The organism is Rhodococcus sp. AH-ZY2, from assembly GCF_030916465.1.
GTDB lineage: Bacteria > Actinomycetota > Actinomycetes > Mycobacteriales > Mycobacteriaceae > Rhodococcus > Rhodococcus ruber.
Window position 1 is genome coordinate 3,760,862 of sequence record NZ_CP126458.1, and the last position, 26,687, is coordinate 3,787,548.

Here is a 26,687-nt window from a genome sequence, read left to right on the forward strand (position 1 = left end):
GCCCAAAGGACGCACCGGGCGCTACGCGCCCAACACGAGGTGGTCGCCGTCGTCGCTGACGCCCACCGAGACGGTGTCACCGTCCTTGATGTCCCCGGCCAGCAGCTTCTTGGCGAGCTGGTCGCCGATCGACTGCTGGATGAGCCGGCGCAGCGGACGCGCACCGTACTGCGGGTCGTAGCCCCGCACAGCGAGCCAGAACCGGGCCGAGCTCGACACGTCGAGCGTGAGCCGGCGGGCCGCCAGGCGCCCGGCCAGCTGCTCGAGCTGGATGTCGACGATCTGCTCGAGCTGGTCCTCCGTGAGCGAGTGGAAGACCACCACGTCGTCGAGCCGGTTGATGAACTCCGGCTTGAACGCCGCGCGCACCGCCGCCATGATGTGCTCCCGGTCGCCACCCGCACCCAGGTTCGAGGTGAGGATGAGGATGGTGTTGCGGAAGTCGACGGTACGGCCCTGCCCGTCGGTGAGCCGGCCGTCGTCGAGCACCTGCAGCAGCGTGTCGAACACGTCCGGGTGTGCCTTCTCGACCTCGTCGAACAGCACCACCGAGTAGGGGCGGCGACGCACCGCCTCGGTGAGCTGACCACCCGACTCGTAGCCGACGTAGCCCGGAGGGGCACCGACGAGCCGTGCGACGGAGTGCTTCTCGCTGTACTCGGACATGTCGATCCGCACCATCGCGCGCTCGTCGTCGAACAGGAAGTCCGCGAGCGCCTTCGCCAGCTCGGTCTTGCCGACGCCGGTGGGGCCGAGGAACAGGAACGAGCCGGTGGGCCGGTTCGGGTCGGCGACGCCCGCCCGGGAGCGGCGCACCGCGTCCGACACGGCCTGCACGGCCTCGTCCTGGCCGACGACGCGCTTGCCGAGCTCGGACTCCATGCGCAGCAGCTTGGCGGTCTCGCCCTCCATCATGCGGCCGGCGGGGATGCCGGTCCACGCGGCGACGACGTCGGCGACGTCGTCCGGGCCGACCTCCTCCTTGAGCATGACGTCGCCGTCGGCGGCGGCTCCGGACGCGGCGGCGGCCTTCTCCAGTTCCTTCTCCAGCTGCGGGATGCGGCCGTAGCGCAGCTCCGCGGCCTTGCCGAGATCTCCGTCGCGCTCGGCGCGTTCCTCCTCGCCGCGCAGCGCCTCGAGCTGCTCCTTGATGCCCCGCACCGAATCGATGGCGGTCTTCTCGTTCTGCCAGCGGGTGGTGAGCTGGTTCAGCTTCTCGCGTTCGTCGGCGAGTTCGGCGCGCAGCTTCTCGAGCCGCTCCTTGGATGCCTCGTCGGTCTCCTTCTGCAGTGCCATCTCCTCGATCTCGAGGCGACGGACGATGCGCTCGACCGAGTCGATCTCCTCGGGACGCGAGTCGATCTCCATGCGCAGCCGGGACGCGGCCTCGTCGACGAGGTCGATGGCCTTGTCCGGCAGGAACCGGGACGTGATGTACCGGTCGGAGAGGGTAGCGGCGGCGACGAGCGCGGAGTCGGTGATGCGCACGCCGTGGTGCACCTCGTACCGCTCCTTGAGGCCGCGCAGGATGCCGACGGTGTCCTCGACGCTCGGCTCGCCGACGAGCACCTGCTGGAAACGGCGTTCGAGGGCGGCGTCCTTCTCGATGTACTTGCGGTACTCGTCGAGGGTGGTCGCGCCGACGAGGCGCAGCTCGCCGCGGGCGAGCATCGGCTTGATCATGTTGCCGGCGTCCATCGCCGATTCGCCGGTCGCGCCGGCACCGACGATGGTGTGCAGCTCGTCGATGAAGGTGATGACCTGACCGGCCGATTCCTTGATCTCGTCGAGCACCGCCTTGAGGCGTTCCTCGAACTCGCCGCGGTACTTCGCGCCGGCCACCATCGAGCCCAGGTCGAGCGCGATGACGGTCTTGCCGCGCAACGACTCGGGGACGTCGCCGGCGACGATGCGCTGCGCGAGGCCCTCGACGATCGCGGTCTTGCCGACGCCGGGCTCGCCGATGAGCACGGGGTTGTTCTTGGTGCGCCGGCTCAGCACCTGCACGACGCGGCGGATCTCGTTGTCGCGGCCGATGACCGGGTCGAGCTTGCCCTCGCGGGCGCGGGCGGTGAGGTCGGTCGAGTACTTCTCGAGCGCCTGGTAGGTGCCCTCGGGGTCCGGGCTGGTCACGCGGGCGCTGCCGCGGACGGTGGTGAACGCGTCGCGCAGCGCGGCCGGGGTGGCGCCGTGCCCGACGAGGAGCTTGGCGACGTCGGAATCGCCGCCGGCCAGGCCGACGAGCACGTGCTCGGTCGAGACGTACTCGTCGTCGAGTTCGGTGGCGAGGTGCTGGGCGGCGGTCAGGGCGGCGACCGCTTCGCGGCCGAGTTGCGGCGTCTGGGTGGCGCCGGTGGCACGCGGCAGCCGCTCGACGAGCGTCTGCGCCTCCCGGTGCACGACGGTCGGATCCACGCCGACCGCCTTGAGGAGCGGCGCGGCGATGCCGTCGGTCTGGTCGAGCAGCGCGACGAGCAGGTGGGCCGGACGGATCTCCGGGTTGCCCGCAGCGGACGCGGACTGCATGGCGGCCGTCATCGCCGCCTGGGTCTTGGTGGTGGGATTGAACGAGTCCACTGCGAACCCCTTCCCTTCATTGAGCGAGCCGGTATCAATTCTGCACCCGCAAGCCTCCCGTCGCGGGCATTCGCAAGCTTCAACGGCCCCAAACTTGAGTTTGTTCCGCTCAACTTTATCCGGTTATGTGATGTGCGACACATTCCGGGCGGGCCGGGCCGCCCGCCGTCGATTGTGGCCGAAACACCGCCACGGGACTACAGTGGCGGCCGACCAGCAGAGACGGCGAGCAGGAGGGTGCGTGGAGGCCTTCGCCGTCGCCCGCGTCCAGCTCAGCTTCGCGTCGATCGTCGCGACCCCCGGCGGCGCCGAGCGCTTCGCCACCGCCTTCTACACCGCCCTGTGGAGCGACACCGTCGGGATCCGTGAGCTGTTCCCCGCGGGTATGGAGACGATGCGCCAGCGGTTCGCGACCGCGGTCGGCTGGGCCGTCAACCGCCTCGGCGACCCCGACGCCGTCACCGCATTCCTCACCCAGCTCGGGCGCGACCACCGCAAGTACGGGGTCCGGCCCGAGCACTTCCGGTCCGCGGGCCGGGCGCTGCACACCGCCGTGCGCGAGTGCACCCCGCCGATCCTGTGGACCGACGCCCTCGACCGCACCTGGGCCCGGGTGATCGACCTGCTCGTCGGGACCATGGCGGACGCCGTCGCCGACGACGAGCTGCCCGCCGTGTGGGGCGCCACCGTCGTCGGCCACGAGCGAGTCCTGCCCGACCTGGCGATCATCCGGCTCGAGACGGACTCGCCGATCCCGTATCACGCCGGGCAGTACATGAGCGTGCAGATCCCGCAGCGCCCGCACATGTGGCGGTACCTGTCGGCGGCGATTCCTCCGAATCCCTACGGGCAGATCGAGTTCCACGTCCGTCGCGTGTCCGGCGGCTGGGTCAGTCCCGCGCTCGTCGGCGAGACCGCCGTCGGCGACCGCTGGGTCATCGGACCCCCGCTCGGGGGACTGCACGTCGACCGGGACAGCGGCGAGGACGTGCTGATGATCGCCTCCGGCACGGGCCTCGCGCCGCTGCGGGCGCAACTGATGGAAATGGGCATGCGGGGCGACAATCCGCGCGTGCACCTGTTCTTCGGCGGCAAGTATCCGTGCGACCTGTACGACCTGCAGACCCTGTGGCAGCTGGCCACCACCAATCCGTGGCTCACCGTCGTCCCGGTCGTCGAGGAGACCGAGAACCCGTGGTGGCACCCGGTTCCCGTCGAGGATCCACCACCGGGCCTGCACCGGCCCCTGCACGGCAAGCTCGGCAAGGTGGTGTCGCAGTTCGGCTCCTGGGCCGATCGGCAGATCCAGATCGCGGGCTCCCCGTCGATGATCCGCACCACCCTGTACTCGCTGTCCGCCGGCGGCACTCCCCGGCAGAACATCAGCTTCGACCCGCTGTAGGCGGCTGACGCCGCCGGTGCGCCCTTTGGGCTGCCCTGACCGCCCAAAGGGCACACCGCCGAGTTATCCCCAGCCGCCCGGTTTCTCCACAGATTGCGGCGATCGGCCGGGCTACCGGTTCCCGAGGGGCGTTCCCCGCCGAATCATGTCTGCATGCGGTTTCTCCCGGACGTCCCCGAACTCGATCGCATCGTCACGTTCCAGCACGGGATCGTCACCCGCGCCCAACTCGAACACCACGGACGTACGTGGCCGTGGATCCGGCACCGTCTCGAGCGCGGGCGGTGGCAGCAGGTGCTCCGAGGGGTGTACTCGGTGACGACCGGTCCGCTGTCCCGGCCCGCGGTGCTGGCCGCGGCCGTTGCGTTCTCCGGTGAGGCCGCCGTCCTCAGTCACTGCACGGCCGCCGAGGAATGGGGGATGCTGTCCCACGATCCACTCGAACCGGTCCATGTCACCGTGCCGGTGGGATCGTCGACGAGAGGACAGACCGCGACCTTCGCCACGGCGAAGCCGCGCGGCATTCGGCTGCCGCATCTCGGAGACATGCTTCATCCGGGCGTGATCGTCCACCGCAGCAGGGCCCACGCACACATCGGGGTGCCGACGATGCCCCCGCGCACCGGCCGCGCCGACACGGCGCTCGACCTGGCAACAGCCGCCCCCACCCCGCACGACGGCTACCTCCGGTTGATCCGGGTCGTCTCCGACAGTCGCATTCCTCTGTCGGAGATCCGACGCCGGATGCAGGAGCGAACCCCGTACCGCTACCGGAAGGCGCTCGACGATGCGGTCCGGCTGCTCGCCGACGGCGTCCAGTCGATGCTCGAACTCCGCTACGCGACCGAGGTGGAGCAACGGCACGGTCTTCCCCCGGCACATCGGCAGACCCCGACGGTCGTGGACGGGCGAACGCTGTACGAGGACTGCACCTACGACGTTCACGGCGCCGCGCTGACCGTCCGGCTCGACGGACGCAGGTTCCACTCGATGGCGGAGGTCGCCTTCCGGGACCGTCGCCGCGACAATGCCGCCGAGCTCGCCGGCCGCTCCCGCCTGGTGTACGGGTACGACGAGGTCAGCCGGGACCCGTGCGGTGTGGCCGCAGAGGTCGAAGCCGTCCTCACCCGTCTCGGGTGGCGACGCACCACCGACAACGGGTGCAGCTGCGCTGCCGGTGTGTCCTTTGGGTTGCCCTGACCGCCCAAAGGGCACACCGGCGGCGAAGCCGCCTACCGGTAGGAGGCGCGCAGGGTCTTCTTGTCCAGCTTGCCCAGCGGGGTGAGCGGCAGCGTGTCGAGGAAGTCCACCGACTTGGGAGCGTGGACCGAACCCTTTGCAGCACGGACCTTCTCGATCAGTTCCTCCGCCGGAACGGACTGGTTCTCCCGCAGCACGACGCACGCCTTGACGGCCTCGCCCCACTTGGCGTCGGGCACGCCGACGACCGCGACGGACGCGACGGCCGGGTGCGACGAGAGGACGTCCTCGATCTCGCGGGGAAAGACGTTGAAGCCGCCCGTGACGATCATGTCCTTCTTGCGGTCGACGATCGTCAGGAAGCCGTTCTTGTCGGCCCGCGCGACGTCACCGGTGTGCAGCCAGCCGCCGCGCAGTGCCTCGGCCGTCTCGTCGGGCTTGTTCAGGTATCCCTTCATCACGAGCGGTCCGCGCACGCAGATCTCGCCGAGTTCGCCGCGGGGCACCTCGTTCAGGTCGTCGTCGAGCAGCCGCACGTCGAGCCACGGCACAGGCCGGCCGCACGTGGCCAGGCGCTCGGGGTCGTCGGCGAGGTGATCCTCTTTGCGCAGCACGGAGATCGTCATGCCGCATTCGCTCTGCCCGTAGAACTGGAAGAACACCGGGCCGAGCCGCTCGATGCCCTCGCGCAGCCGCGCCGGCGACATCGCCGACGCACCGTAGAACAGCGTCTCGAGGCTCGACAGGTCGCGGGTGTCGAAGTCGGGGTGGTCGAGCAGCAGGTAGATCATGGTCGGCACGAGCATCGTGGCGTTGATGCGGTGCTTCTCGATCGTCTCGAGCACCAGACCGGGTTCGAAATACGGCAGCACGTAGAGGGATCCGCCGCGCAGCAGCGTGGGGACGAAGAACGCGGCCCCGGCGTGCGAAAGGGGCGTGCAGATCAGGAAGCGCGGCTCGTGGGGCCATTCCCACTCGGCCATCTGGATCTGGGTGAGGGTCGCGCCCGAGCGGAACGACCCCATGACGCCCTTGGGTTTTCCGGTGGTGCCACCGGTGTAGACGACGGACGAGGTGTCCTCCGCCGCCACAGGCGCGGCGACGAGCCGCTGCGGCGTGAACTGTGCCGCGAGCGCGAGGATGTCGGTGCCGACCTGCGAGGGGCCGAGGGAGAAGACGTTCTTCAGCGTCGGCACCTGCGCCTGCAGTTCGGCGGCGCGTTCCTCGAAGTGGTTCGGATCGAAGATCAGCGTCTCGATCGCGGCGTCGCCGACGATGTACAGGTGGTCCGGCAGCGAGCCCATGGGGTTGAGCGCGCTGTTGCGGCACCCGGCGACCATCGTCGCACCCATCGAGATGAGCACCTCGGGACGGTTCTTCGACAGCATCGCCACCGACGAGCCCTGCCCGACCCCCACCGACGCGAGCGCCTGGCCGAACCGGCTGATCTCGTCACGCATCTCCCCGCCGGTGAGCACCACGTCGCCGAGGTACAGGGCCGGCTTGTCCGCGCTGCGTTCGAGGGCGGTGATGAGCAGGTCCGCGGTGAACACGGGGCGATGCAGGTCGGCGTACTCGTCGGTCATGGTCGTCCTTCCGGTCGATGGGGCGGCGTGGTGACGGCGCGACGTGGCAGGGATCACCCGCCGCCACCATAACCACATCGACGGCAAAATTGGAACATGTTTCATTCCGGGGATCGGCGCCGGACTCCCCTAGAGTGGGGCCACCCTTCACGCTCGAGCCCCGGGAGTCACACCATGCAGCCGGCCGGACAGTCCCTGCACGCCCGCGACACCACGGCGACCGTCGTCGAACACCACCGCCTGCGCCACGACGTCGCCGTGGTGCGTCTCGAAGCCGACACGATGGTGCCGTTCGCCCCCGGGCAGTACGTCGACGTGACGGTGCCGCAGCACCCGCGGTTGCCGCGCCGCCTCTCCCCCGCGCTGCCGCCGTCGCTCGACGGCAAGCTCGAATTCCACGTCCGCACCGTGCCGGGCGGCTGGGTCAGCGGCACGATCGTCGCCGGCACCCGCCCCGGCGACGTGTGGACGATCGGCGCGCCGCAGGGCGGCACCCTGCACGTCGACGACTCCGGCCGCATCGTGATCATGGTGGCCGGCGGCACCGGCCTGGCGCCGCTGCGCGCGCTGATCCTCGACGTCGCGCGCCGGCCGGACCCGCCGCAGACCTTCCTGTTCGTCGGCGGCCGCTCCCCGCGCGACCTGTACGCCGCCGACATGCTGATCCTGCTCGCCGAGGCGCTGCCGTGGCTGACGGTGGTGCCGGTCGTCGAGTCGGTCGAGGACCCGGAGTTCGGCGACGAGTGGTACGAACGCATCGTCGCCCACGTCGGCGACGCCGGGTTCCACCCCGACGACCTGCTCGAGGGCAGCCTCGACGAGGTGGTCACCTCCTACGGGGCGTTCGGCGACCACCAGGTGCTCGTGTGCGGGTCGGCGGCGATGGTCCGCGCGACCCTGCACGAGCTCACCGGGACCGGGACGCCGGCCGGGAACATCCGGTTCGACCCGTACTGACTCAGCGGGACTTCGCGGCGTCCTGTGCGGCGATGTAGCCGTACACCAGTCCCTGACCGATCGTCGCGCCCGCACCCGGGTACGTGTTGCCGAAGGCGTTGGCGGCGGTGTTGCCGATCGCGTACAGGCCGTCGACGACGCTGCCGTCCTCACGCAGCACCCGTGCCCGCTCGTCGGCCTTCACGCCGCCGCACGTGCCGAGGTCGCTCAGCGTCATCTTCACCGCGTAGAAGGGTCCGTCCGTCAGCGGGCGCAGGTTGGGATTGGGCTCGACGGTGGGGTCACCGTAGTACCGGTCGTAGGCGCTCGCACCGCGGCGGAAGTCGGCGTCCGTGCCGGCGGCCGCGGCATCGTTGAACCGGCGGAAGGTCTCGGTGAACGCCCCCTCCGGCAGGCCGGCCGCGCGGGCCAGCGCCGCCGGATCGTCCGCCCGGTGCGCGATGCCCGCCCGGATCCACGCCTCCGGGACGGGCTGCCGCGGGAACAGCCCGCCGCCGAAGATGTAGCTGTTGCGGTAGCGCTGATCGAACACGATCCACATCGATTCGACCGGGTCGCCGGCGCGTTCCCGGTCGAGCACGAGCTGGCCGAACGACATGTAGTCGGTCGCCTCGTTGACGAACCGGCGGCCGGTGTGGTCGACGATGAAGGACCCGGGCAGTGCCCGCTCGGCGAGCATCACCATCGGCGGGCGCCCCTTCATGGCGGCGACGGCGGGGAACCACCACGCCTGGTCCATCAGGTCGGTCGCGGCACCCACGTCGAGCGCGGCGCGGATGCCGTCGCCCGTGTTGCCCTCGGCGCCGAGGCTCTCGTGCTCGCCGAGCCGCTCGGACTGGTACTTGTGCCGCAGCGCCATGTCGTGGTCGAAGCCGCCCGCCGCGAGGACGACACCGCGCCGCGCGGTCACGGTCACCTCCTGCCCGTCGCACGCGACGACGGCACCGGTGACCCGATCCCCCTCGGTGAGCAGCCGCACGAGCGTGGTCTCGGTCCACACCGGGATCCCGGCCCGGACCACGCCGGCGAAAAGGCCGGCCGCGAGCGCCTGGCCCCCGGCGACGTACTCCCGCTTGAGGGCGAGCCCGGCGACACCCTGCGCGAGGCGACGGAAGATGCGCGGGAACGCCTTCGACGGCTTCCGCGCCATGAGGTTCATCCACTTGTAGTCGGCGCCGGTCACCGGCATCGGCAGGCCGGCCTTCATCAGTCCCGGCCGCAACCGCTCGCGTTCGAGTCCGAGGACGGACACGTCGAAGGGCCGGCACTCGCACGTGCGGCCGACGGCGGACCCGCCGGGCAGCTCCGGATGGTAGTCGGAATAGCCCTTGGCCCAGAACAACCGCATGGGGGTGGTGCGCTGCAGCATCTCGACGGTGGCGGAGCCATGATCGAGGAAGGCCGCACCCCGCTCCGCCGGTGCGGACTCACCGACCACGGACCGGATGTAGGTGCCGGCCCGGTCGAGCGTGTCACCGGAGCCGGCCTTGCGCAGCACGGGATTCGCCGGCACCCAGAAGGCCCCGCCGGAGCGCGCCGTGGAGCCGCCGACGTACTCCGTCTTCTCCACGATCAGGGTGGACAACCCCAGCTCGTGCGCGGTGAGCGCGGCGGCCATGCCGGTGCCCGACCCGATCACGAGCAGGTCCACGGTGGTGTCGTGGGTGGGGCTCACCGGTACGGGATTGGTCGCCATCGATCTGCTCCTTCACGTCGTTGCCGCTGGGACGAAAGGTCGTCGACGCCGGACGGCGGTGCGGACCTCGGAGCGAGGCTAGGTCACGTCGGCACCGCCCACCGGGAGGTGTCCCGCCCACCGGGACGCCCCCGGACGAACGGTCCGCCCAGCGGGAGAACCCCTTCTGTGCCGCTCACGCCGCCGCCCAGCATGACCTCGATGCCTGTTTCGGGCGCAGCACTCACCCGCTTCGGAGGACACGATGACGCAGAGCGCACCCCCCACCACACCCCACGATGAAGTCCGCACCATCGAAGCCGACGCGGCACCGACCCGCTTCGCACGCGGCTGGCACTGCCTCGGACTGGCCCGCACCTACCGGGACGGCAAGCCCCACCAGGTCGACGCGTTCGGCACCAGCCTCGTCGTCTTCGCCGACAGCACAGGCGAACTGCAGGTCCTCGACGCCTACTGCCGGCACATGGGCGGCAATCTCGCGCAGGGCGAGATCAAGGGCGACTCGGTGGCGTGCCCGTTCCACGACTGGCGCTGGGGCGGCAACGGCAGGTGCACCGGCATTCCGTATGCGCGCCGCGTCCCCCCGCTCGCGCGGACGCGGTCGTGGACCACCCTGGAACGCAACCAGCAACTGTTCGTCTGGCACGACCCCGAAGGCAATCCGCCGCCGGCGGACGTCACCATCCCCGCGATCGAGGGCGCCGGCACCGACGAGTGGTCCGACTGGACGTGGAACTCGGTGCTCATCGAGGGCTCGCACTGCCGCGAGATCGTCGACAACGTCGTGGACATGGCGCACTTCTTCTACGTCCACTACAGCGTCCCGCGGTCGTTCGAGAACATCTTCGACGGTCACGTCGCCACACAGATCATGTCGTTCAACCAGCGCACCGACGTCGAGTTGGACATCGACTTCGGTGCGGACAACTTCTCGCGCTCCGAGGCGTCGTACCACGGCCCCTCCTACATGATCGACAAGCTGTGGACGGAGACCGGCGAGGCCACCATCGAGACGGTCCTCGTCAACTGCCACTACCCCGTCACGCCCACCTCGTTCGTGCTGCAGTACGGCGTGATCGTCAAGCGCCTGCCGGGCATGTCCGCCGAGGAGGCGAATGCGATGGCCGCCCACTTCGGCGGGGGCACCGAGAAGACGTTCGAGCAGGACATCGAGATCTGGAAGAACAAGGCCAAGATCGACAACCCGCTGCTGTGCGACGAGGACGGCCCGGTCTACCAGCTGCGCCGCTGGTACCAGCAGTTCTATGTCGACGTCGCCGACATCACCCCGGACATGACCAACCGCTACGAGTTCGCGATCGACACCACGAAGCCGGCCGCGCGGTGGGAGCAGCAGATCGCCGAGAATCTCGCGGCCCGTGCGGAATCCGCCCCCGAGCCGGTCGCCTGAGCGTCCGCCGTCAGAGTCGAGGAGACACCATGAGTTACGAAGTCCTCAAGCACATCGACGCGATGGCGGACGATCTGTTCGCCGAAGGTGTGGAAGCCGAGCGGCTCGGCCGCCTCGCGGACGAGACCGCCGAGAAGATGAAGGAGGCCGGCTCGATCCGCATGTTCCAGCCCCGGGAGTTCGGCGGCTTCGAGTCGCACCCGAGGGAATTCGCGGAGACCGTCATGCGCACGGCCGCGCTGAACCCCTCCGCGGGCTGGGTGCACGGCATCGTGGGAGTGCATCCGTGGCAGCTCGCCTACGCGGATCCTCGCGTGCAGCAGGAGATCTGGGGAGAGGATCCGGACACCTGGATGGCGTCGCCCTACATGCCGGGTGGCATCGTCACCCCCGTCGACGGCGGCTTCCGGTTCTCGGGTAGCTGGCAGTTCTCCTCCGGCACAGACCATTGCGACTGGGCCTTCCTCGGCGCGTTCGTCGGGAACCCGGACGGTTCGGTGGCCCAGCCCCCGAAGATGGCGCACGTCATCATCCCGCGGACCGACTACCGGATCGTCGAGGACTCGTGGGATGTGGTGGGCCTGCGGGGTACCGGGTCGAAGGACGTGGTGGTCGAGGACGCGTTCGTCCCCGAGTACCGCGTCATGTACTACGACGACCTGATCGACGGCAGCGCGGTGGCCCGCTACGGCCGCACCGAGACTCTCTACAAGCTGCCCTGGTCGACAGCCTTCCCGCTGGGCATCACCGCCGCCACGATCGGGATCTGCGAGGGACTGGTGCTGCACGCGGACGTCTACCAGGCCGACCGGATCAACGCGCAGGGCACCGCCGTCAAGGACGACCCCTACACGATGTACGTGTTCGGTGAGGCGGTCGCCGATCTGCGGGCCGCGCGCGACTCGCTGCTGTCGAACGTCGACCGGATCTGGGATCTCGTCGACTCGGGGCGGACCCCGACGTTCGAGCAGCGCGCCGCGAGCCGGCAGACCCAGGTCCAGGCGGCGTGGCGGGCGGTGAATGCGATCGACCGCATCTACCCGCGCTGCGGCGGGAACGCGCTGCGGATGGACAAGCCCCTGCAGCGGTTCTGGCGCGACGCCCACGCCGGCCTGCACCACGCGATCCACCAGCCGGGCACGGTGCTGCACGCCGCGACCCTCAGCCGCCTCGGCGCCGAACCGCAGGGCCCCCTGCGGGCGATGATCTGACCGATTCGACTCGAACTGGGAGACACAGTGTCCGACATCAAGGGTTTGGGCTACATCAGGATTCAGACGAACGACATGGACCGGTGGCGGACCTTCGCGTTCGACGTCCTCGGGTTCGCCGAGGGGTCGGGACCGGAACCCGACGCCCTGTACCTGCGCATGGACGAGCGCCCGGGCCGTCTCGTGGTCGTGCCGGGAGACAGCGACCGGGTGGTCGACGTGGCATGGGAGGTGCGCGATCACGCGGCCCTGACGCGGGTGCGGCGCGCCGTGGAGGCCGCCGGCGTCGCCGTGAAAGCCCTCTCGGTCGACGAGGCGGACGCCCGGCGCGTCGAGGAGGTGATCGCCTTCCAGGACCCCTCCGGCACCTCCGTCGAGGTGTTCCACGGCCCCGCCCTCGACCACAGTCCGGTGGTCACGCCGCACGGTGCTCGGTTCGTCACGGGCGCACAGGGTCTCGGGCACGTCGTACTTCCGGTCACCGATCCGGACGCCACGTTCGGGTTCTACACCGAGGTGCTCGGGTTCCTGCCCCGCGGCGCCTTCCGCCTGCCGGCTCCTCCCGAGGCCGGTCCGATGCGCATCCGGTTCCTCGGGGTGAACCAGCGGCACCACAGCCTTGCACTCATGCCCGTCCCCGCCGGCAAGGACCCCGGCCTGATCCACATCATGGTGGAGGTCGACACCCTCGACGCCGTCGGCCGGGCTCTCGACCGGGTGACGCGGGAGGGGTATTCCGTCTCGTCGACGCTGGGACGGCACACCAACGACAAGATGGTGTCCTTCTACGTCCGTGCCCCCGGCGGCTGGGACATCGAGTACGGCACCGACGGGACGGCGGTCGACGAGCGGTACTACACCGCGGAGGAGATCACCGCCGACAGCTACTGGGGTCACGACTGGTCCGGAAGCGAACCGCTCGGGGTGATGTCCTGATCGCCGCGACGGCCGGGTGATCCGTCACCCCCGGGACGTCGACCGCGGGGCCCCGCACGGTGACCGTGCGGGGCCCCGCCACGCCCGGATCGGTGACGCACTTCACAACGAGGCCGCGATGTGACACTATTTCGAATCGAAATAGCCAGCTCATCAGCCGCAAATGAGTGAGGAGCTCCCGTGCCGACTCCCGCCGCCCCCGCCACCCCCAGTGCTGTCATCGACCGTGTGGGCCTCGTCCTCGACGCCTTCGACGAGACCGGGCGGCTGACGCTCGCCCAGATCGTCCGTCGCACCGGCCTCCCCCGCTCGTCGGCGCACCGCATCCTCGAGCGCCTGGTCGACCTGCGATGGTTGCGACGCGACGGCCGCGAGTACGCACTCGGGCTGCGGCTGATGGAACTCGGTTCCCTCGCCGTGCACCAGGACGGCCTGTGCGCCGCCGCGCGTCCCCACCTGCACGAGCTGCACCGAGCCACCGGACTCGTCGTCCACCTCGCAGTCCTCGACGGCACCGACGTCGTCTACCTCGACAAGCTCGGGGGACGTCTGGACAGCGCCGTCCCGACCCGCATCGGTGGGCGCCGGCCGGCACCGCATGCCGCCCTGGGCAAGGCGCTGCTCGCCTACGCCGGGGCCCAGGGCACCGAGTTCGAACGCATCCGGGAGACAGGGGTGGCCTACGAACGCGGACAGGCCGTGCCGGGGCTGGGGTGCATCGCCGTGCCCGTCGGTCCGGTCGGCGCGGCTCCCGCAGCGGTCTCCGTGTGCGGGCCGTTGCAGCACATGCCGTTCGATCACCGGCTCAGTGGGCGCGTCCGCTTGGCAGCGACCGCGACCTGGCGCGGATACGACCGGCAGCGCTTCCCCGCCACGTCCCGAAGCCCCCGGCTGCGCTCTGCGTGACCGCCATCGGCGCCTGATCCCTTTCGGCGCCCGACCCCTATCCGGCGGGTCCCGATCCGTCGTCGTCCTCGTCGTGGGCGCTCAGCATCTGTTCCACTGTGCGCCAGCCACCCCGCCGCCGCGGATGGGGAACACCGTTCTCGTCGATGTCGCTGCGCGCGAATCGCGCTGCCGCTTCGTCGATCTCGTCGAGCAGCTCCTCGAACAGACCGATCTCCGCACGAAAGTACCGCTCGGACCAGCGCAGGCTCAGCAACGGGAACGCCCAGCTCGGTTCCACGTCCGAATGGTCCGCGTAGTCCCGGACGCGCCCGAGGTTCTCCTCGAGGTTGGCGATGTGATCCCGCACGATCGACTTCAACTTCTCGGGTTCGTTGAGGTGACCCAGGTACATGCGCAACATCACCCCGTGCTTGAGCACCGGGGCCTCGACCGGGGCCTCCCGCGACCATGCCCGGACCGCCCCCACCCCGGTCGGCGTGATCGAGTAGACGCGCCGGCTGCGGGCCCCCGGCTCGGAGATCGATCGCGACCGCACGAAGCCCAGCTTCTCGAGCTTCTTCAGCTCCCCGTACACCTGGCTGACCGACGGACTCCAGTAGAAGAAGCTCAGGCTCCAATCCGCCCACTTCTTCACGTCGTTGCCCGTCACCTCCTCCCCCAGCGCCAGAACCCCCAGCACCGCCCAACTCGTCGCGGGTAGACCGGGATACGCGGCAGGAGCGGAATCGGACACCCCGCGAGCCTAACAACCCCACGACCCGCGACCACCTGCGCCGATCTCCCGCTCCGCGGGCTGCGCCGATCTCCCGCTCCGCGGGCTGCGCCGATCTCCCGCTCCGCGGGCTGCGCCGATCTCCCGCTCCGCGGGACACGAGCCCCCACTGCGGCGGCCGCGCCGATAGCGTCCGGAAGAGAAGCAGCGAGAACCCACAGGAGCGTCCACGATGACCGACCTCGCCACCCGAACGGACCGCATCCGCGCCACCGTCACGGCCTACCTCTCCGCCGTCGCGAACGGCACCGCCGACGAGATCACCGCCCTCTACGCGCCCGACGCCACCGTCGAGGATCCCGCCGGCAGCGAACCGAAGGTGGGCCACGAGGCCATCCGGGCGTTCTACCGCGCGGTGGAGAACACGCGGAACGAAACGGAGCTGCTGACGCTCCGCATCACCGACGCCGGCGCCGCCTTCCACTTCCGGGTGGTCACGGAAACCGACGGGCAGCGCTACGAGATCGAACCCATCGATGTCATGACGTTCGACGAGAACGGCCTCATCACGAGCATGCGGGCCTTCTGGGCGCCGGCCGACATGCGACAGAACTGAGGAGGTCCGTCGTGCACCCCGTCACCTGCCGCACCTGCGGTAACCGCGTGCTCGCCGAGAAGTACAGTCCCGTCCACACGAGCATCCAGTGGCTCACCGACGCCGCCCGGTCGTGCGCGCGCTTCCGCGCCGACGCCGAGCACGGTCGTCCCGCCCTCCACAGCTGCGCCGATCTGCGCGAGACCGTCGACGACCTCGCCGACCGCGGCGAACTGCCGATCACCGCTCGCAGCCGCCCCACGCCCGGTCGGCTCGACTGACCGCGTCCTCCGAACCCGATCGCCCGGGGGTCACCGCTCTCGCGCTCCCGCCGAACGGGAGCACTTGTCACCGCGCGCACGGCATGACGGACACTGGACACAGACCTACCCGAGAGGAGCCTCGATGGCCGCGGAACACACGGTGCTCGATCCCCGGACCATGCGCGACGTGCTGGGCAACTTCTGCACCGGCGTCACCGTCGTGACCGGCCACGACGGCCGTGAACCGCTGGGATTCGCGTGCCAGTCGTTCGCGTCGGTGTCGCTGGATCCACCGCTCGTGTCGTTCTGCCCCGCCCGCACGTCGCAGACCTGGCCGAGGATCCGGGAGATCGGCACCCTCGCGATCAACGTCCTGGCCCACGACCAGCGCGATACGTGCATGGCGTTCGCCGTCAGCGGCGGCGACAAGTTCACCGGCGTGGACTGGACGCGCGGGGACAACGGCGCACCCGCGCTCACCGGCGCCCTGGCCCGCATCGAAGCGGTGGTCGAGGCCGAGCACGACGCCGGGGACCACACCATCGTCGTCGCCCGCGTCACCGGGCTCACCGCGCTGCACGACGACGGCCCGCTGCTGTTCTACCGCGGCGGCTTCGGGCGGTACACGACCGAGACGATCCTCGACGAGGAGACCGCCACCGACGTGAACCCGCTGCGGTGAACGGCGACGAGGCGCACGTCACGGAATAGCGGACCGTCCGGGATGGTTGGACCGATCGTGTGCCCGGATCCCGACACCGGGCCCCGGACACGCGAAGGATCCCGGTGACCACACCACTATCGATTCTCGACCTGGCTCACATCGGCCGTGACGAAACCGCGCGCGACAGCTTCGCCGCGAGCGTGGACATGGCTCAGCGCGCCGAGCAGTGGGGCTACCGCCGCATCTGGTACGCCGAACACCACAACATGCCGACCATCGCGTCGTCGGCCACCAGCGTGCTGATCGCGCACGTCGCCGCGCACACCTCCACGATCCGGCTCGGCGCCGGGGGCATCATGCTGCCCAACCATTCGCCGCTGACCATCGCCGAGCAGTTCGGCACCCTCGAGACGCTGCACCCGGGCCGCATCGACCTCGGCCTCGGCCGCGCCCCCGGCAGCGACCAGAACACGCTGCGGGCACTGCGCCGCGACCCGTCGTCGGCCGACAGCTTCCCGCAGGACGTGCTCGAGCTGCAGGCCTACCTGCGCGGGCAGTCCCGCATCCCGGGTGTCGACGCCGTCCCCGGCAAGGGCACGGACGTGCCGCTGTACATCCTCGGCTCGTCGCTGTTCGGGGCGAAACTCGCCGCGCTGCTCGGTCTTCCGTACGCGTTCGCGTCGCACTTCGCGCCGCAGGCGCTCGAGGACGCCGTCGCGCTGTACCGGCGCGAGTTCCAGCCGTCCGAGCAGCTGTCCGAGCCGTACGTCGTCGCGGGCGTCGGCGTGATCGCCGCGGACACCACGGACGAGGCGGACGCCCTGTTCGAGGCCACCAAGCGGCAGCGCATCCGGCAGATGCTCGGCCGGGGCCGCACGTTCACCGACGAGGAGGTCGAGATGCTGCTCGACGCCCCCGCCGGGCAGCAGGTGCTGCAGATGCTGCGCTACACCGCCGTCGGTACCCCGGGCGAGGTGCGCGACTATCTCGACCGCTTCACCGAGCGCGCACAGGCCGACGAGCTGATCGTCGTGTCGTCGGCGCCGGGTCGCAAGGCATGGCTGCGCTCGCTCGAACTGCTGGCCCAGGTCAGCGGGCTCGTCCCGGCCTGAAGGCCGAATGGCCGAATGTCACATCGCGTCGATCGAATCGACGCGATGTGACATTCGGCCACGCGCGATGTGACATTCGGCCACAACGGTATTGGGTGACCGAGGCGCAGGGGGCCGCGCGTCTACCGGTCGCGCTGGTGCTTCGGCTTCCAGACCACCAGCGCGTTGCTGCGTGGTATCGGCACCAGCGCCCGGCGCGACGCGTGCAGCTGCGCGATCTCGGTTGCCATCTCGGACACCCGCTGCTGCAGGGCCTCGACCTGGTTGGTCAGCTCGATGATCCGCTTGATGCCCGCGAGGTTCACGCCCTCGTCCTGCGACAGGCGCTGCACCTCACGCAGCAGCGCCACGTCGCGGGGCGAGTAGCGGCGTCCACCACCGCGGGTGCGGTGCGGGGTGACCAGGCCGAGCCGGTCGTAGTTGCGCAGTGTCTGCGCGTGCATGCCGGCAAGTTCCGCCGCCACCGAGATCACGTAGACCCGGGCGTCTGGGTCCATCGGGGAATCGTTCCGGTTGCGGTTCTCGCTCATCATGCACCTGCCCAGCCCGCCCGTGGATCGAAGCCGTTCGCCTGCTCCGCGTGCATGTACGCCCGCAGCGCTTCGATCGCCTGATCGTCAAGATTCTGGGGCACGGCCACCTTGACCGTCACCAGCAGATCACCGGCGCCGCCCCCGCGCTTGGGGACGCCGCGCCCGCGCACCCGCAGCACCCGCCCGTCGGCGGTGCCGGCCGGGATCTTCAGGCCGACCCGTCCCTCCAGGGTGGGAACCGAGACGGTGGTGCCGAGCACCAGTTCGCCGTAGCTGACCGGCAGGACCAGCGTCAGGTCGTCGCCGTCGCGGCCGAACACCTTGTCGGCACGGACGTGCACGGTGACGAACAGGTCGCCGGACGGGGCGCCGCGCAGGCCGGCCTCGCCCTGACCGGGCAGCCGGATGCGCTGGCCGTCGCGGACCCCGGGTGGGATCCGGACCGTGATGGTGCGGGTGCGGTTCTGGATACCGGACCCGCGGCAGTCGGTGCAGGGCTCGTCGATGATCGAACCGGTGCCGCGACAGTCGTCGCACGGTTCGGAGAATCCGAACGCGCCCTGGTTGCGCGAGACGATGCCACTTCCGTTGCAGCGCGGGCACACCCGCGGGCTCGTGCCGGGACGGGCACCGCTGCCGTGGCAGGTGGTGCACGGCGCCGGGTTGGTCAGCCGCAGCGGGACGGTCACCCCGAGCGCTGCGTCGCGGAAGTCCAGCGTCGTCTCGGCGTCCACGTCCGATCCGCGCCGGGGCCGCGACGTGGTACGCGCGCCCCCGCCACCGGAGCGGTTGAACAGACCGCCGAACAGATCGCCGAGACCGGCGTCGCCGGCGCCGCCACCCCCGCCACCGAACAGGTCGCCGAGATCGAAGGTGGTGGTTCCGCCGGAGAACCCGCCGCTACCGGCACCGGGACGGAATCCGCCGCCGAAGCCGCCGGAGGCGAACATCTGCCGAGTCTCGTCGTACTCCTTGCGCCGGGCCGGATCGGACAGCACGGCGTACGCCTCGCTGACCGCCTTGAAGCGCTCCTCCGTCTTGGTGTCCCCGGGGTTGGCGTCGGGATGCAGGTCCCGTGCCAGCTTGCGGTAGGCCTTCTTGATGTCGTCGGCCGTCGCGTCGGAGGAGACACCCAGCTCCTTGTAGAAGTCCTTCTCGATCCACTCCCTCTGGCTCACCGGGTGTCTCCTCCTCTCGCTGCTTCTCTGTACTTACTCGTCGTCCGCACCGGAATCCGGCTTTTCGGCCGGTGCGTCGCCCGACGGGACCGTGTCCGTCACGGTCACCATCGCGTGCCGCAGGATCCGCTCACCGAGCCTGTATCCCTTGCGCAGCACCGTGTCGAGCACCGGGTTGGCGCCGTCGCCCTCCATGTGCACGGCCTCGTGGATCTCCGGGTCGAAGGCGTCGCCCGGGTCACCGAAGGGCTGGAGCCCCAGGCCCGACAGGACGCCGGTCAGCTTGTCCGCCACCGACTTCAGCGGCCCCTGCTCGAGGTCGCCGTGCGCGCGGGCCCGGTCGAGGTCGTCCACGACGTCGAGCAGCTGGGTGACCACCGAGGCCTTGGCCGCCTCGGTCGTGACCACCCGCTCGCGCTCCACCCGACGCCGGTAGTTGGCGTACTCGGCGGTGAGGCGCTGCAGATCCGCGGTGCGCTCGGCCAGCTGAGCCGATTCGGGCGACGGCTCGGCCGCGAGCGCGGCCTCCTCGTGTTCTCCCGCAGCCGGAGCTTCGGTGTCCGTCTCCTCCACAGGCTGCGACCCGGCGTCCGGGTCGCGAACCTCGAAGGTGTCGGGGTCGATCCGACGCTTGTCGGTGACGGTCACCGGCTCCTGCTCGGGCTGCCCCGCCGTCACTTCTTCTCCGAGTCGGTCGGCTCGTCGACGACCTCGGCGTCGACGACGTCGTCCGAGCCCGCAGCCGCGCCGTCACCGGCGGCAGCACCCGCGTCGGCGGCCTGCGACTCGTACAGGGACTGACCGAGGGCCTGCGACTCCGTCGCGAGCTTCTCGACGGCGGTCTTCACCGCGGCGATGTCCGTGCCGGCGAGCGCGTCCTTGGTCTCCTTGATCGCGGACTCGACCTTGCCCTTGGCGTCGGCAGCGACCTTGTCCTCGTTCTCCTGGAGGAACTTCTCGGTCTGGTGCACGAGCGACTCGGCCTGGTTGCGGACCTCGGCCTCCTCGCGACGCTTGCGGTCCTCCTCGGCGTGCGCCTCGGCGTCCTTGATCATCCGGTCGATCTCCTCCTTGGAGAGGCCGGAGCCCTCCTGGATCTTGATCGTGTTCTCCTTGCCGGTGCCCTTGTCCTTCGCGGTGACGTGCACGATGCCGTTGGCGTCGATGTCGAAGGTCACCTCGATCTGCGGGACGCCGCGCGGAGCCGGGGCGATGCCACCGAGTTCGAACGAGCCGAGCAGCTTGTTGTGCGCCGCGATCTCGCGCTCACCCTGGAAGACCTGGATCTGCACCGACGGCTGGTTGTCGTCGGCCGTGGTGAAGGTCTCCGACCGCTTGGTCGGGATGGTGGTGTTGCGCTCGATGAGCTTGGTCATCACGCCGCCCTTGGTCTCGATGCCGAGGGACAGCGGGGTGACGTCGAGCAGCAGCACGTCCTTGACCTCGCCCTTGAGGACGCCGGCCTGCAGGGCGGCGCCGACGGCGACGACCTCGTCCGGGTTCACGCCCTTGTTGGGCTCACGGCCACCGGTCAGCTCACGCACCAGGTCGGTGACGGCAGGCATACGGGTCGAGCCGCCGACCAGGACGACGTGGTCGATGTCCTTGACGGAGATGCCGGCGTCCTTGATGACCTGCTGGAACGGCGCGCGGGTGCGGTCGAGGAGATCGGAGGTGATCTTCTGGAACTCGCTGCGCGAGAGCTGCTCGTCGAGGAACAGCGGGTTCTTGTCCGCGTCGACCGTGATGTACGGGAGGTTGATGGACGTCGACTGCGAGCTCGACAGCTCGATCTTCGCCTTCTCCGCGGCCTCACGCAGACGCTGCAGGGCCATCTTGTCCTTGGTCAGGTCGACGCCGTGCTGCGCCTTGAACTTCTCGACCAGCCAGTCGACGACGCGCTGATCCCAGTCGTCACCGCCGAGGTGGTTGTCGCCGGAGGTCGCGCGGACCTCGACGACGCCGTCGCCGATCTCGAGCAGGGACACGTCGAAGGTGCCGCCGCCGAGGTCGAAGACCAGGATGGTCTGTTCCTTCTCACCCTTGTCCAGGCCGTAGGCGAGGGCAGCGGCCGTGGGCTCGTTGACGATGCGCAGGACGTTCAGGCCGGCGATCTGCCCGGCTTCCTTGGTGGCCTGCCGCTGCGCGTCCTCGAAGTAGGCGGGGACGGTGATGACGGCGTCGGTGATCTCCTCACCGAGGTAGGCCTCGGCGTCGCGCTTGAGCTTCATGAGCGTGCGCGCGCTGATCTCCTGGGAGGTGTACTTCTTGCCGTCGATCTCCACGGTCCAGTCGGTGCCGATGTGGCGCTTGACCGAGCGGATGGTGCGATCGACGTTCGTGACCGCCTGGTTCTTGGCGGGCTGGCCGACCAGCACCTCGCCGTTCTTGGCGAACGCGACGACCGATGGGGTGGTGCGCGATCCCTCGGAGTTGGCGACCACTACGGGCTCGCCGCCCTCCAGCACGGAAACGACGGAGTTGGTGGTTCCGAGGTCGATACCGACCGCACGAGCCATAGTGCTTCTCCATTCTTCGCTGCGACACATCCGTGCCACATGGGTGTTCATGCACAACCTGAGCCGATCCGACTCAGCTGAGCGCAGTCGACTCAAGCTTGCACCCGTCCGGAAGCCCCAGTCAAGTCAAAGTTGAGTCGCTGTCACTCAAGTTGTCTGCCTTCTCCAACGGCACACCACCGCGGGTTGTTCCCTTCGTGACTCGGATCACACGAAATGCCGAAGGCTACGATCCCGGAGTGAGCACACGCCCGCAGCCGCCTCGCCCCGAGTTCTCGGTCACCCCGCTCCGCACCGCCGACACCCCCGGCCCCCGCGTCGGCGCCACAGTCTCGGCCTGGGGCCTGTCGTTCGTCGTCTTCGCCGGACTCCTCGGCGCCGTCTACCTCGACCGTGAATCCGTCCGGGACGCCCTCGAGCAGTCGCTGCGGAGCGCCAACCCCGGCACCACCGCCGCGAGCATCGCCGACACCGTCGCCCTCACCCTCGCCGGCTTCGCCGCCGCCGGCCTGCTCCTCGTCGCGGTCGCCGCCGTCTTCCTCGAGCTCCTGCGCCGCGGCCGACCCTGGGCCGGCCCCGCACTCGCCGTCGTCTCCGTCGCCACCGTCGTCACGGCCGTCGCCGCCCGCAGCGTCCTCGCCGACGCCGGCGACGCCACCGCCGGCGTCCTGCTGTGGGCTCCCCTGCTGTGGGCCGGGCTCACCGTCGTCGGCGCGGTCGCGACCTGGCGTCGCTGACCCCACTGCTCGTCGCGCGCGAAAGTTCCTCATGCGCGCGTTCTCACCCGCGCATGAGGCAGCGACGCGCGCAAGGAGTTGTCCACAACCGGCGGCTTCATCCACAGATCCGGCCCGCACGCCGCCGAGCGCGCGCGACCGACGGATGTCCACCCCACTCTGGTCGGCATGAACGACCCGACTCCACTACGACGTGCGGACCTGCTCGCGTCCGGACACACACCCACCGAACTACGCAACGCGCTGCGCACGGGACGCCTGCGCAGGATCGCTCCCGGCATCTATCTTCGGCGGCACGAGACCGACGGCCTCGACGACGTCGACCGGCACCGGCTGCGCGTGCAGGCCCTGGCCCCCGCGCTGGACGCCGACGCGGTCTTCAGCCACGTCTCGGCCGCCGTCCTCCACGGCTTCGACCTGTGGAACGTGGATCTCTCCCGCGTGCACGTCACCCGCGGGCGCACGTCGGGCGGTCGCCGGACCCCCCACCTGCACGTCCACGTCGGCGGGTACGGGGCCGACGAGATCGCCACGTGCGACGGACTACCGGTCACCTCCGCCGCCCGCACCGTCGTCGATCTGGCCCGCACCCTGCCCACGGACCACGCCACGGTGATCGGCGATTCGGCACTGCGGTTGCGTCGCGTCGACCCCGGCGCGCTGTCCGTCGCCCTGGCAGCTGCGGGGACGAAGGCCGGAATCGCCTCCGCACGGCGGGTGGTGCCCTTCCTGGACGGACGCAGCGAAAGTCCCGGTGAATCGCTGAGCAGGCTGCGGGTGCGCGACGCCGGAATGCCCCGGCCGCAGTTGCAGCACGAGCTGCGGACCGGCGACGGCCGGTTCGTCGCGCGCACCGACTTCTACTGGGAGGGAATCGCCGGCGAGTTCGACGGCATGGGGAAGTACGGTGCCGACGAGCCCGGTGCGACCGCCGAGATCGTCCGCCGGGAGAAGCTGAGGGAGGACGCCATCCGGCAGCTCGGTCTGGAGGTGATCCGGTGGACGTGGCCGGATCTGTTCCGTTTCCATGTCGTGCAGGCGCGGTTCGAACAGGCGGCACAGCGGGCGCGACGCTGAAGCCCCCAAGCCTTGCGCGCGAAAGTGCCTCTTGCGCTTGTTCTTACGCGCGCATGAGGCACCGACGCGCGCATCAGCCCGCGACGTCGGCGAGGATGCCCTCGCCGCTGCGGGCCGCCACGCTGCACGCGTTCGCGGTGAACCGGTCGAGCAGGGGGTGCTCGGCCCGGGCGCGCCAGGTGCGGACGGCGGCGACGCCCGCGGCGTGGATCTCGGCGACGGTCGCATCCGGCGCGAGACCCAGGCGCTGGGCCGGTCCGATACCGAAACCGCCGATCAGGCGCTGCAGTTCGAGCACGTCGTCCTCGCTCAGGGTGACCCGGGTCGAGCGCAGGCGGCCGAGCAGGCGCAGCTCGGTGAAACCGTGGACGTCGGCGAGCAGCCGCTGCACGGAGGCGAGCAGGGGGCCGTCGTGGTGGGCGCGCAGGACCCGTTCGAGCGACATCAGCGCCGAATGGGCCTTGAGCTGATCGGCGCGCTGGCCGAACTGCACGTCGATCACCTGGCGCAGCTCGTCGAGCCCGCTGCGCGCCACCAGCTCCGCGGCCAGCGTCGGCGAGTCCCGCACCCCGAGACCGATCAGCGTGACGGCCATGCGGATCCCGAACAGGCCGAACCGGTCGACGAGGTGCGCCCGGGTGCCCGGATCGACGGGCAGCGCGATGTCGGGGCGGGCGAACCGATCCGCCGACAGCATCGCCACCTGAAGGTCCTGCGACGGCACCTGCGCGAGCGCCTCGAACGCGGCGAACTCGCTCTGCCGCAACGTCCGCGCGCCCAGCGCGAGCAGCCCCGCGACCGGCACGACGGCCTGGCACAGTCCGGTGCGCTCGAGCTCACCCGCGAACCGGGCCGCAACCTCCTTCGCCGACATCATCGCGTCCATGCGGCCCGCGCCGACCTCGTCGGCGCGGGAGACCACACCGATCACGCCGAGCGGCCCGGATTCGCCGCCCACGTGCTGGCCGATCCGGCCGAGGAACTGCACATCGGCGGCCCCGAGGGTGCGCATCAGGTAGACGACGGCGTCGGCGCCGGAGGCGTCGTCGTCGGGGGTCAGCAGTTCGAACGTCCGGGCCGAGACGTCCTGGGAGAGCGACGACGTGCCCGGCGTGTCGATGATCGTGGTCTGGGACAGCGCACTGGCCGGCCATTCGACGTCGATCCGGTCCACCCGGTCCGCGGTCAGCTCTCCGAGATCGAAGGTGAGTCGGCCGTCGCGGCGCTGCACCGGCACCGGCAGGATCCGGTCGCCGTCGTAGTGGGCGGTGACCGAGGGGGTCGAGCCGCTGCGGTACCACGTGACGACGCGCGTGCACTCGGTGGCATCGGTGGGGGCGATGTCCTGCCCGACGAGGGCGTTGAGCAGCGTCGACTTGCCGGCCTTGAGGGATCCGGCGAGCGCGACGCGCAGCGGCTGTTCGAGCCGCGCCGCGCACAGCGCGAGCTGCTCGGCAGCGCGCGGGTCGCTGCCGTACCGGGCACGCGCGGCCGCGACGAGCTCGCGGGCCTGCTCGACACTCACGCGTCGGCCCCGGCCAGCTGTGCGGCCCGTTCGCGCAGCGCGGTCAGCGCACGCACGTGCGTCTCGAGTTCGGCGACGCGGCGCTGCCGCTGCGCTTCCTCGACCGTCGCGGCCTCCTGCGCGGCGCGCAGCGACTCGGACAGCGACCGCAACGTCTGCTCGGCCAGCTCGGTGAAGTGGTCGCGCAGCTGGCGCTGGATCAGCCGGAGCCGGTCCTTCGACTCCTTGCCCACCTGGAAGCCGACGTCGTCGGTGAACTTGCGGACGGCGACCTTGGCGTCGGCGCGGCGCTTGGCGATGCGCGCCTGCTTGTCGTCGCGATAGGCCTTGGTGCCGAGCACAACTCCCGCCCCGACGGAGATCGGGTTGACCAGGGCCATACCCATGAGGGTGGTGATCAGCCCGAACATGAGCACGCCGCCGTAGGAGCCCTTCATTCCCACGAGCATCTTCTGGCCGACACCGATGCGGCCCGATTCGAGGTCCGAGAGCCGGGAGACGGGCTCTAGCAGCCCCTCGAGGTCGCCGAGGTGCAGGTCCGGCAGGTCCACGGCACCGCTGTCGGCGAAGTGCCCGGCGACGACCTCGGCGAGCCACACCGAACGCTCGTGGGCCCACACGAAGTTGTCGCCGACGGATTCGGCGACCTGCTCACCGAGCCATTCCCCGATCCGCGGCCATTCCTCGCCCGGGTCGCATTCGTCGACAGTGGCTTCGGCCTCGCGGGTGACGCGGCGCAGCCGGTCCCGCAGGTCGTGGTCGATGTCGGCGGCGAGGTCCGCGATCCCGTCGGCCAGGGTCTGCTGCCACTGGGCGGCCCGCGTGCGCAGCGCCTCCGCGGCGGCCTTGGCCCGCTGCAGCTCCGCGACGGCCGCCGCACCGGTCTCGGGATCGCGCAGCGCCGCCAGCTCGCTGCCCAGGCTCAGGGCGACGTGCTCGACGACCGACTTCACATCCAGCGCGACGGAACGCCTGGCGACGTCGGCGCCGCGCGCGACGACCCGCTCGCGGAGGAACCCGTAGACCGATTCGAAGCCCGACTCCTCGTGCAGCGACGCGTCGTCGAGGCGCAGGGCGTGACTGCGCAGCAGCGACGAGACGGGCAGCAGGGGCACGTCGAGGCCCGCGCGCTGCAGGTGCCCACGGTCCGCGGCGACGATCTCGCGCCAGTGCGGGTACAGGTCCGTCTTGGTGATCAGCACCGCCGCGGCGGGGCACAGCTGCAGCACCTGCCGCAGGAAGCTCAGTTCCGGCTCGGTGAACTCCTGGCTGGCGTCGGAGACGACGAACACGGCGTCTGCGGCCGGAAGCAGGCCCAATGTTGCTGCGGCGTGCGGGTTTCCGTGCCCGCCGACGCCGGGTGTGTCGACGAGGACGAGGCCGTCGGCCAGCAGTGGGCTCGGCACGTTCACCTCGAGGCGGAGCACCTCGCGCCCGCCCGCGCGTGGCGTGGCGGGCGTGACGCGCTGCAGCTCGTCGACGGGCAGGTCCACCCGGACGGGGTCGCGGCCGGGCTCGGCGAGCACGAGTTCGGCGAAGGTGCGGTCCGCGTTCTGCACGACGGTGGGGACGGCGGTGGTCTCGTCGTCGCCGACCGAGCACACCTCGAGGTTGAGGAGCGAGTTCACGAACTGGCTCTTGCCCTGTTTGAGCTGGCCGACGACGACGACCCGCAGGCGCGGGTCGACGACGCGGGTGCGCGCCGCCTCGAGCCTCGTGGCGAGGTCTCCGCGCTCGGCGGCGCGGATATGTTCGGCGGCCGCGTCGATCAGTTCGACGAGGGCCGCGCGGCGAGCGGCGGCATCTGCGGAGGACGTGTGCATGGTGATCGCTTCGACTCGCCTTCTGTCGGAGTGCGGGCTGCACCGAGATTATGTCCTCTGCAAA

23 protein-coding genes are annotated in these 26,687 nt (G+C 70.4%); 13 read left to right on the top strand and 10 right to left on the bottom strand.

The features are described from left to right. Positions 1-21: 21 nt before the first annotated feature. On the bottom strand, positions 22-2,577 hold the full coding sequence (gene clpB, locus QNA09_RS18215) for an ATP-dependent chaperone ClpB (protein WP_010593235.1): 2,556 nt from the start codon (positions 2,575-2,577) through the stop codon (positions 22-24). 241 nt (positions 2,578-2,818) lie between these two features. On the opposite strand from clpB, the gene QNA09_RS18220 reads away from it, so the two are divergent. Both QNA09_RS18220 and QNA09_RS18225 read left to right on the top strand, forming a co-directional pair. Next, positions 2,819-3,979: an FAD-binding oxidoreductase gene (locus QNA09_RS18220; RefSeq protein WP_248957335.1), complete on the top strand. Its 1,161-nt coding sequence runs from the start codon at positions 2,819-2,821 to the stop codon at positions 3,977-3,979. Positions 3,980-4,132: 153 nt separating this feature from the next. Continuing rightward, positions 4,133-5,179 carry a type IV toxin-antitoxin system AbiEi family antitoxin domain-containing protein gene (locus QNA09_RS18225; RefSeq protein ID WP_040270630.1) on the top strand — a complete coding sequence of 349 codons (1,047 nt, stop codon included), beginning with the start codon at positions 4,133-4,135 and terminating at the stop codon, positions 5,177-5,179. A gap of 32 nt (positions 5,180-5,211) precedes the next feature. On the opposite strand, the gene QNA09_RS18230 is transcribed toward QNA09_RS18225, so the two are convergent. Continuing rightward, a complete protein-coding gene (locus QNA09_RS18230; protein WP_248957336.1) occupies positions 5,212-6,765 on the bottom strand; it encodes an AMP-binding protein in 1,554 nt (517 codons plus the stop codon). 174 nt (positions 6,766-6,939) lie between these two features. Here QNA09_RS18230 and QNA09_RS18235 point away from each other — a divergent pair, with 174 nt between their 5' ends. Further along, on the top strand, positions 6,940-7,722 hold the full coding sequence (locus QNA09_RS18235; protein ID WP_017680750.1) for an FAD-binding oxidoreductase: 783 nt from the start codon (positions 6,940-6,942) through the stop codon (positions 7,720-7,722). Position 7,723: 1 nt separating this feature from the next. On the opposite strand, the gene QNA09_RS18240 is transcribed toward QNA09_RS18235, so the two are convergent. Beyond that, on the bottom strand, positions 7,724-9,418 hold the full coding sequence (locus tag QNA09_RS18240; protein ID WP_040270625.1) for a 3-ketosteroid-delta-1-dehydrogenase: 1,695 nt from the start codon (positions 9,416-9,418) through the stop codon (positions 7,724-7,726). A gap of 244 nt (positions 9,419-9,662) precedes the next feature. Here QNA09_RS18240 and QNA09_RS18245 point away from each other — a divergent pair, with 244 nt between their 5' ends. From QNA09_RS18245 to QNA09_RS18260, 4 genes are all read left to right on the top strand, one after another. After that, positions 9,663-10,829 (top strand): Rieske 2Fe-2S domain-containing protein, encoded by a 1,167-nt coding sequence (locus QNA09_RS18245; protein WP_017680752.1) that lies wholly within the window; start codon positions 9,663-9,665, stop codon positions 10,827-10,829. A gap of 29 nt (positions 10,830-10,858) precedes the next feature. Next, entirely contained in the window at positions 10,859-12,040 is a 1,182-nt protein-coding gene (locus QNA09_RS18250; RefSeq protein ID WP_040270623.1) for a hydroxylase, read from the top strand. Between the two features lie 27 nt (positions 12,041-12,067). Continuing rightward, positions 12,068-12,976, top strand: coding sequence for a biphenyl-2,3-diol 1,2-dioxygenase (gene bphC / locus QNA09_RS18255; protein ID WP_040270619.1), 909 nt, complete (start codon positions 12,068-12,070; stop codon positions 12,974-12,976). 180 nt (positions 12,977-13,156) lie between these two features. Further along, complete coding sequence (locus QNA09_RS18260; protein ID WP_010593245.1) at positions 13,157-13,882, top strand: IclR family transcriptional regulator; 726 nt, start codon at positions 13,157-13,159, stop codon at positions 13,880-13,882. 37 nt (positions 13,883-13,919) lie between these two features. Here the strand turns inward: QNA09_RS18260 and QNA09_RS18265 are convergent, their stop codons facing one another. Then, positions 13,920-14,564, bottom strand: a complete 645-nt coding sequence (locus tag QNA09_RS18265) for a PadR family transcriptional regulator (RefSeq protein WP_248957577.1) — start codon at positions 14,562-14,564, stop codon at positions 13,920-13,922. Between the two features lie 265 nt (positions 14,565-14,829). Here QNA09_RS18265 and QNA09_RS18270 point away from each other — a divergent pair, with 265 nt between their 5' ends. The 4 genes from QNA09_RS18270 to QNA09_RS18285 all read left to right on the top strand — a co-directional run bounded on the left by QNA09_RS18270 (position 14,830) and on the right by QNA09_RS18285 (position 17,231). Further along, a complete protein-coding gene (locus QNA09_RS18270; protein ID WP_017680755.1) occupies positions 14,830-15,213 on the top strand; it encodes a nuclear transport factor 2 family protein in 384 nt (127 codons plus the stop codon). 11 nt (positions 15,214-15,224) lie between these two features. Next, the gene (locus QNA09_RS18275; RefSeq protein WP_040270616.1) at positions 15,225-15,473 is read left to right on the top strand and encodes a hypothetical protein; all 249 of its coding nucleotides are present in this window, start codon (positions 15,225-15,227) and stop codon (positions 15,471-15,473) included. A gap of 124 nt (positions 15,474-15,597) precedes the next feature. Beyond that, positions 15,598-16,137 (top strand): flavin reductase family protein, encoded by a 540-nt coding sequence (locus QNA09_RS18280; protein WP_010593249.1) that lies wholly within the window; start codon positions 15,598-15,600, stop codon positions 16,135-16,137. Between the two features lie 104 nt (positions 16,138-16,241). Beyond that, the gene (locus QNA09_RS18285; protein WP_040270615.1) at positions 16,242-17,231 is read left to right on the top strand and encodes an LLM class flavin-dependent oxidoreductase; all 990 of its coding nucleotides are present in this window, start codon (positions 16,242-16,244) and stop codon (positions 17,229-17,231) included. Positions 17,232-17,353: 122 nt separating this feature from the next. Here the strand turns inward: QNA09_RS18285 and QNA09_RS18290 are convergent, their stop codons facing one another. From QNA09_RS18290 to dnaK, 4 genes are read right to left on the bottom strand one after another with little or no spacing between them, the layout of a single operon-like run. Next, positions 17,354-17,761 carry a heat shock protein transcriptional repressor HspR gene (locus QNA09_RS18290; protein WP_010593254.1) on the bottom strand — a complete coding sequence of 136 codons (408 nt, stop codon included), beginning with the start codon at positions 17,759-17,761 and terminating at the stop codon, positions 17,354-17,356. After that, positions 17,761-18,942 (bottom strand): molecular chaperone DnaJ, encoded by a 1,182-nt coding sequence (gene dnaJ / locus QNA09_RS18295; RefSeq protein ID WP_040270612.1) that lies wholly within the window; start codon positions 18,940-18,942, stop codon positions 17,761-17,763. The genes QNA09_RS18290 and dnaJ overlap by 1 nt, the downstream gene beginning before the upstream one ends. Positions 18,943-18,975: 33 nt before the next feature. Further along, a complete protein-coding gene (grpE, locus tag QNA09_RS18300) occupies positions 18,976-19,620 on the bottom strand; it encodes a nucleotide exchange factor GrpE (protein ID WP_010593256.1) in 645 nt (214 codons plus the stop codon). Beyond that, complete coding sequence (dnaK, locus tag QNA09_RS18305) at positions 19,617-21,461, bottom strand: molecular chaperone DnaK (RefSeq protein ID WP_010593257.1); 1,845 nt, start codon at positions 21,459-21,461, stop codon at positions 19,617-19,619. The genes grpE and dnaK overlap by 4 nt, the downstream gene beginning before the upstream one ends. Positions 21,462-21,700: 239 nt before the next feature. Here dnaK and QNA09_RS18310 point away from each other — a divergent pair, with 239 nt between their 5' ends. Together QNA09_RS18310 and QNA09_RS18315 are read left to right on the top strand one after the other, a co-directional pair. Further along, positions 21,701-22,198, top strand: a complete 498-nt coding sequence (locus tag QNA09_RS18310) for a hypothetical protein (protein ID WP_040270607.1) — start codon at positions 21,701-21,703, stop codon at positions 22,196-22,198. 168 nt (positions 22,199-22,366) lie between these two features. Continuing rightward, positions 22,367-23,275, top strand: coding sequence for a type IV toxin-antitoxin system AbiEi family antitoxin domain-containing protein (locus QNA09_RS18315; protein ID WP_040270606.1), 909 nt, complete (start codon positions 22,367-22,369; stop codon positions 23,273-23,275). 73 nt (positions 23,276-23,348) lie between these two features. Here QNA09_RS18315 and QNA09_RS18320 read toward each other — a convergent pair whose 3' ends face one another. Both QNA09_RS18320 and QNA09_RS18325 read right to left on the bottom strand, forming a co-directional pair. Further along, positions 23,349-24,800 carry a dynamin family protein gene (locus QNA09_RS18320; RefSeq protein ID WP_040270605.1) on the bottom strand — a complete coding sequence of 484 codons (1,452 nt, stop codon included), beginning with the start codon at positions 24,798-24,800 and terminating at the stop codon, positions 23,349-23,351. After that, positions 24,797-26,623 carry a dynamin family protein gene (locus tag QNA09_RS18325; protein ID WP_040270602.1) on the bottom strand — a complete coding sequence of 609 codons (1,827 nt, stop codon included), beginning with the start codon at positions 26,621-26,623 and terminating at the stop codon, positions 24,797-24,799. The genes QNA09_RS18320 and QNA09_RS18325 overlap by 4 nt, the downstream gene beginning before the upstream one ends. Positions 26,624-26,687: the final 64 nt, after the last annotated feature.

Coding starts and splice junctions, on each gene's coding strand:
- QNA09_RS18225 (WP_040270630.1), top strand. CDS start 4,133: ATGCGGTTTCTCCCGGACGTCCCCGAACTCGATCGCATCGTCACGTTC.
- QNA09_RS18230 (WP_248957336.1), bottom strand. CDS start 6,765: ATGACCGACGAGTACGCCGACCTGCATCGCCCCGTGTTCACCGCGGAC.
- QNA09_RS18235 (WP_017680750.1), top strand. CDS start 6,940: ATGCAGCCGGCCGGACAGTCCCTGCACGCCCGCGACACCACGGCGACC.
- QNA09_RS18240 (WP_040270625.1), bottom strand. CDS start 9,418: ATGGCGACCAATCCCGTACCGGTGAGCCCCACCCACGACACCACCGTG.
- QNA09_RS18245 (WP_017680752.1), top strand. CDS start 9,663: ATGACGCAGAGCGCACCCCCCACCACACCCCACGATGAAGTCCGCACC.
- QNA09_RS18250 (WP_040270623.1), top strand. CDS start 10,859: ATGAGTTACGAAGTCCTCAAGCACATCGACGCGATGGCGGACGATCTG.
- QNA09_RS18270 (WP_017680755.1), top strand. CDS start 14,830: ATGACCGACCTCGCCACCCGAACGGACCGCATCCGCGCCACCGTCACG.
- QNA09_RS18280 (WP_010593249.1), top strand. CDS start 15,598: ATGGCCGCGGAACACACGGTGCTCGATCCCCGGACCATGCGCGACGTG.
- QNA09_RS18290 (WP_010593254.1), bottom strand. CDS start 17,761: ATGAGCGAGAACCGCAACCGGAACGATTCCCCGATGGACCCAGACGCC.
- dnaK (WP_010593257.1), bottom strand. CDS start 21,461: ATGGCTCGTGCGGTCGGTATCGACCTCGGAACCACCAACTCCGTCGTT.
- QNA09_RS18315 (WP_040270606.1), top strand. CDS start 22,367: ATGAACGACCCGACTCCACTACGACGTGCGGACCTGCTCGCGTCCGGA.
- QNA09_RS18325 (WP_040270602.1), bottom strand. CDS start 26,623: ATGCACACGTCCTCCGCAGATGCCGCCGCTCGCCGCGCGGCCCTCGTC.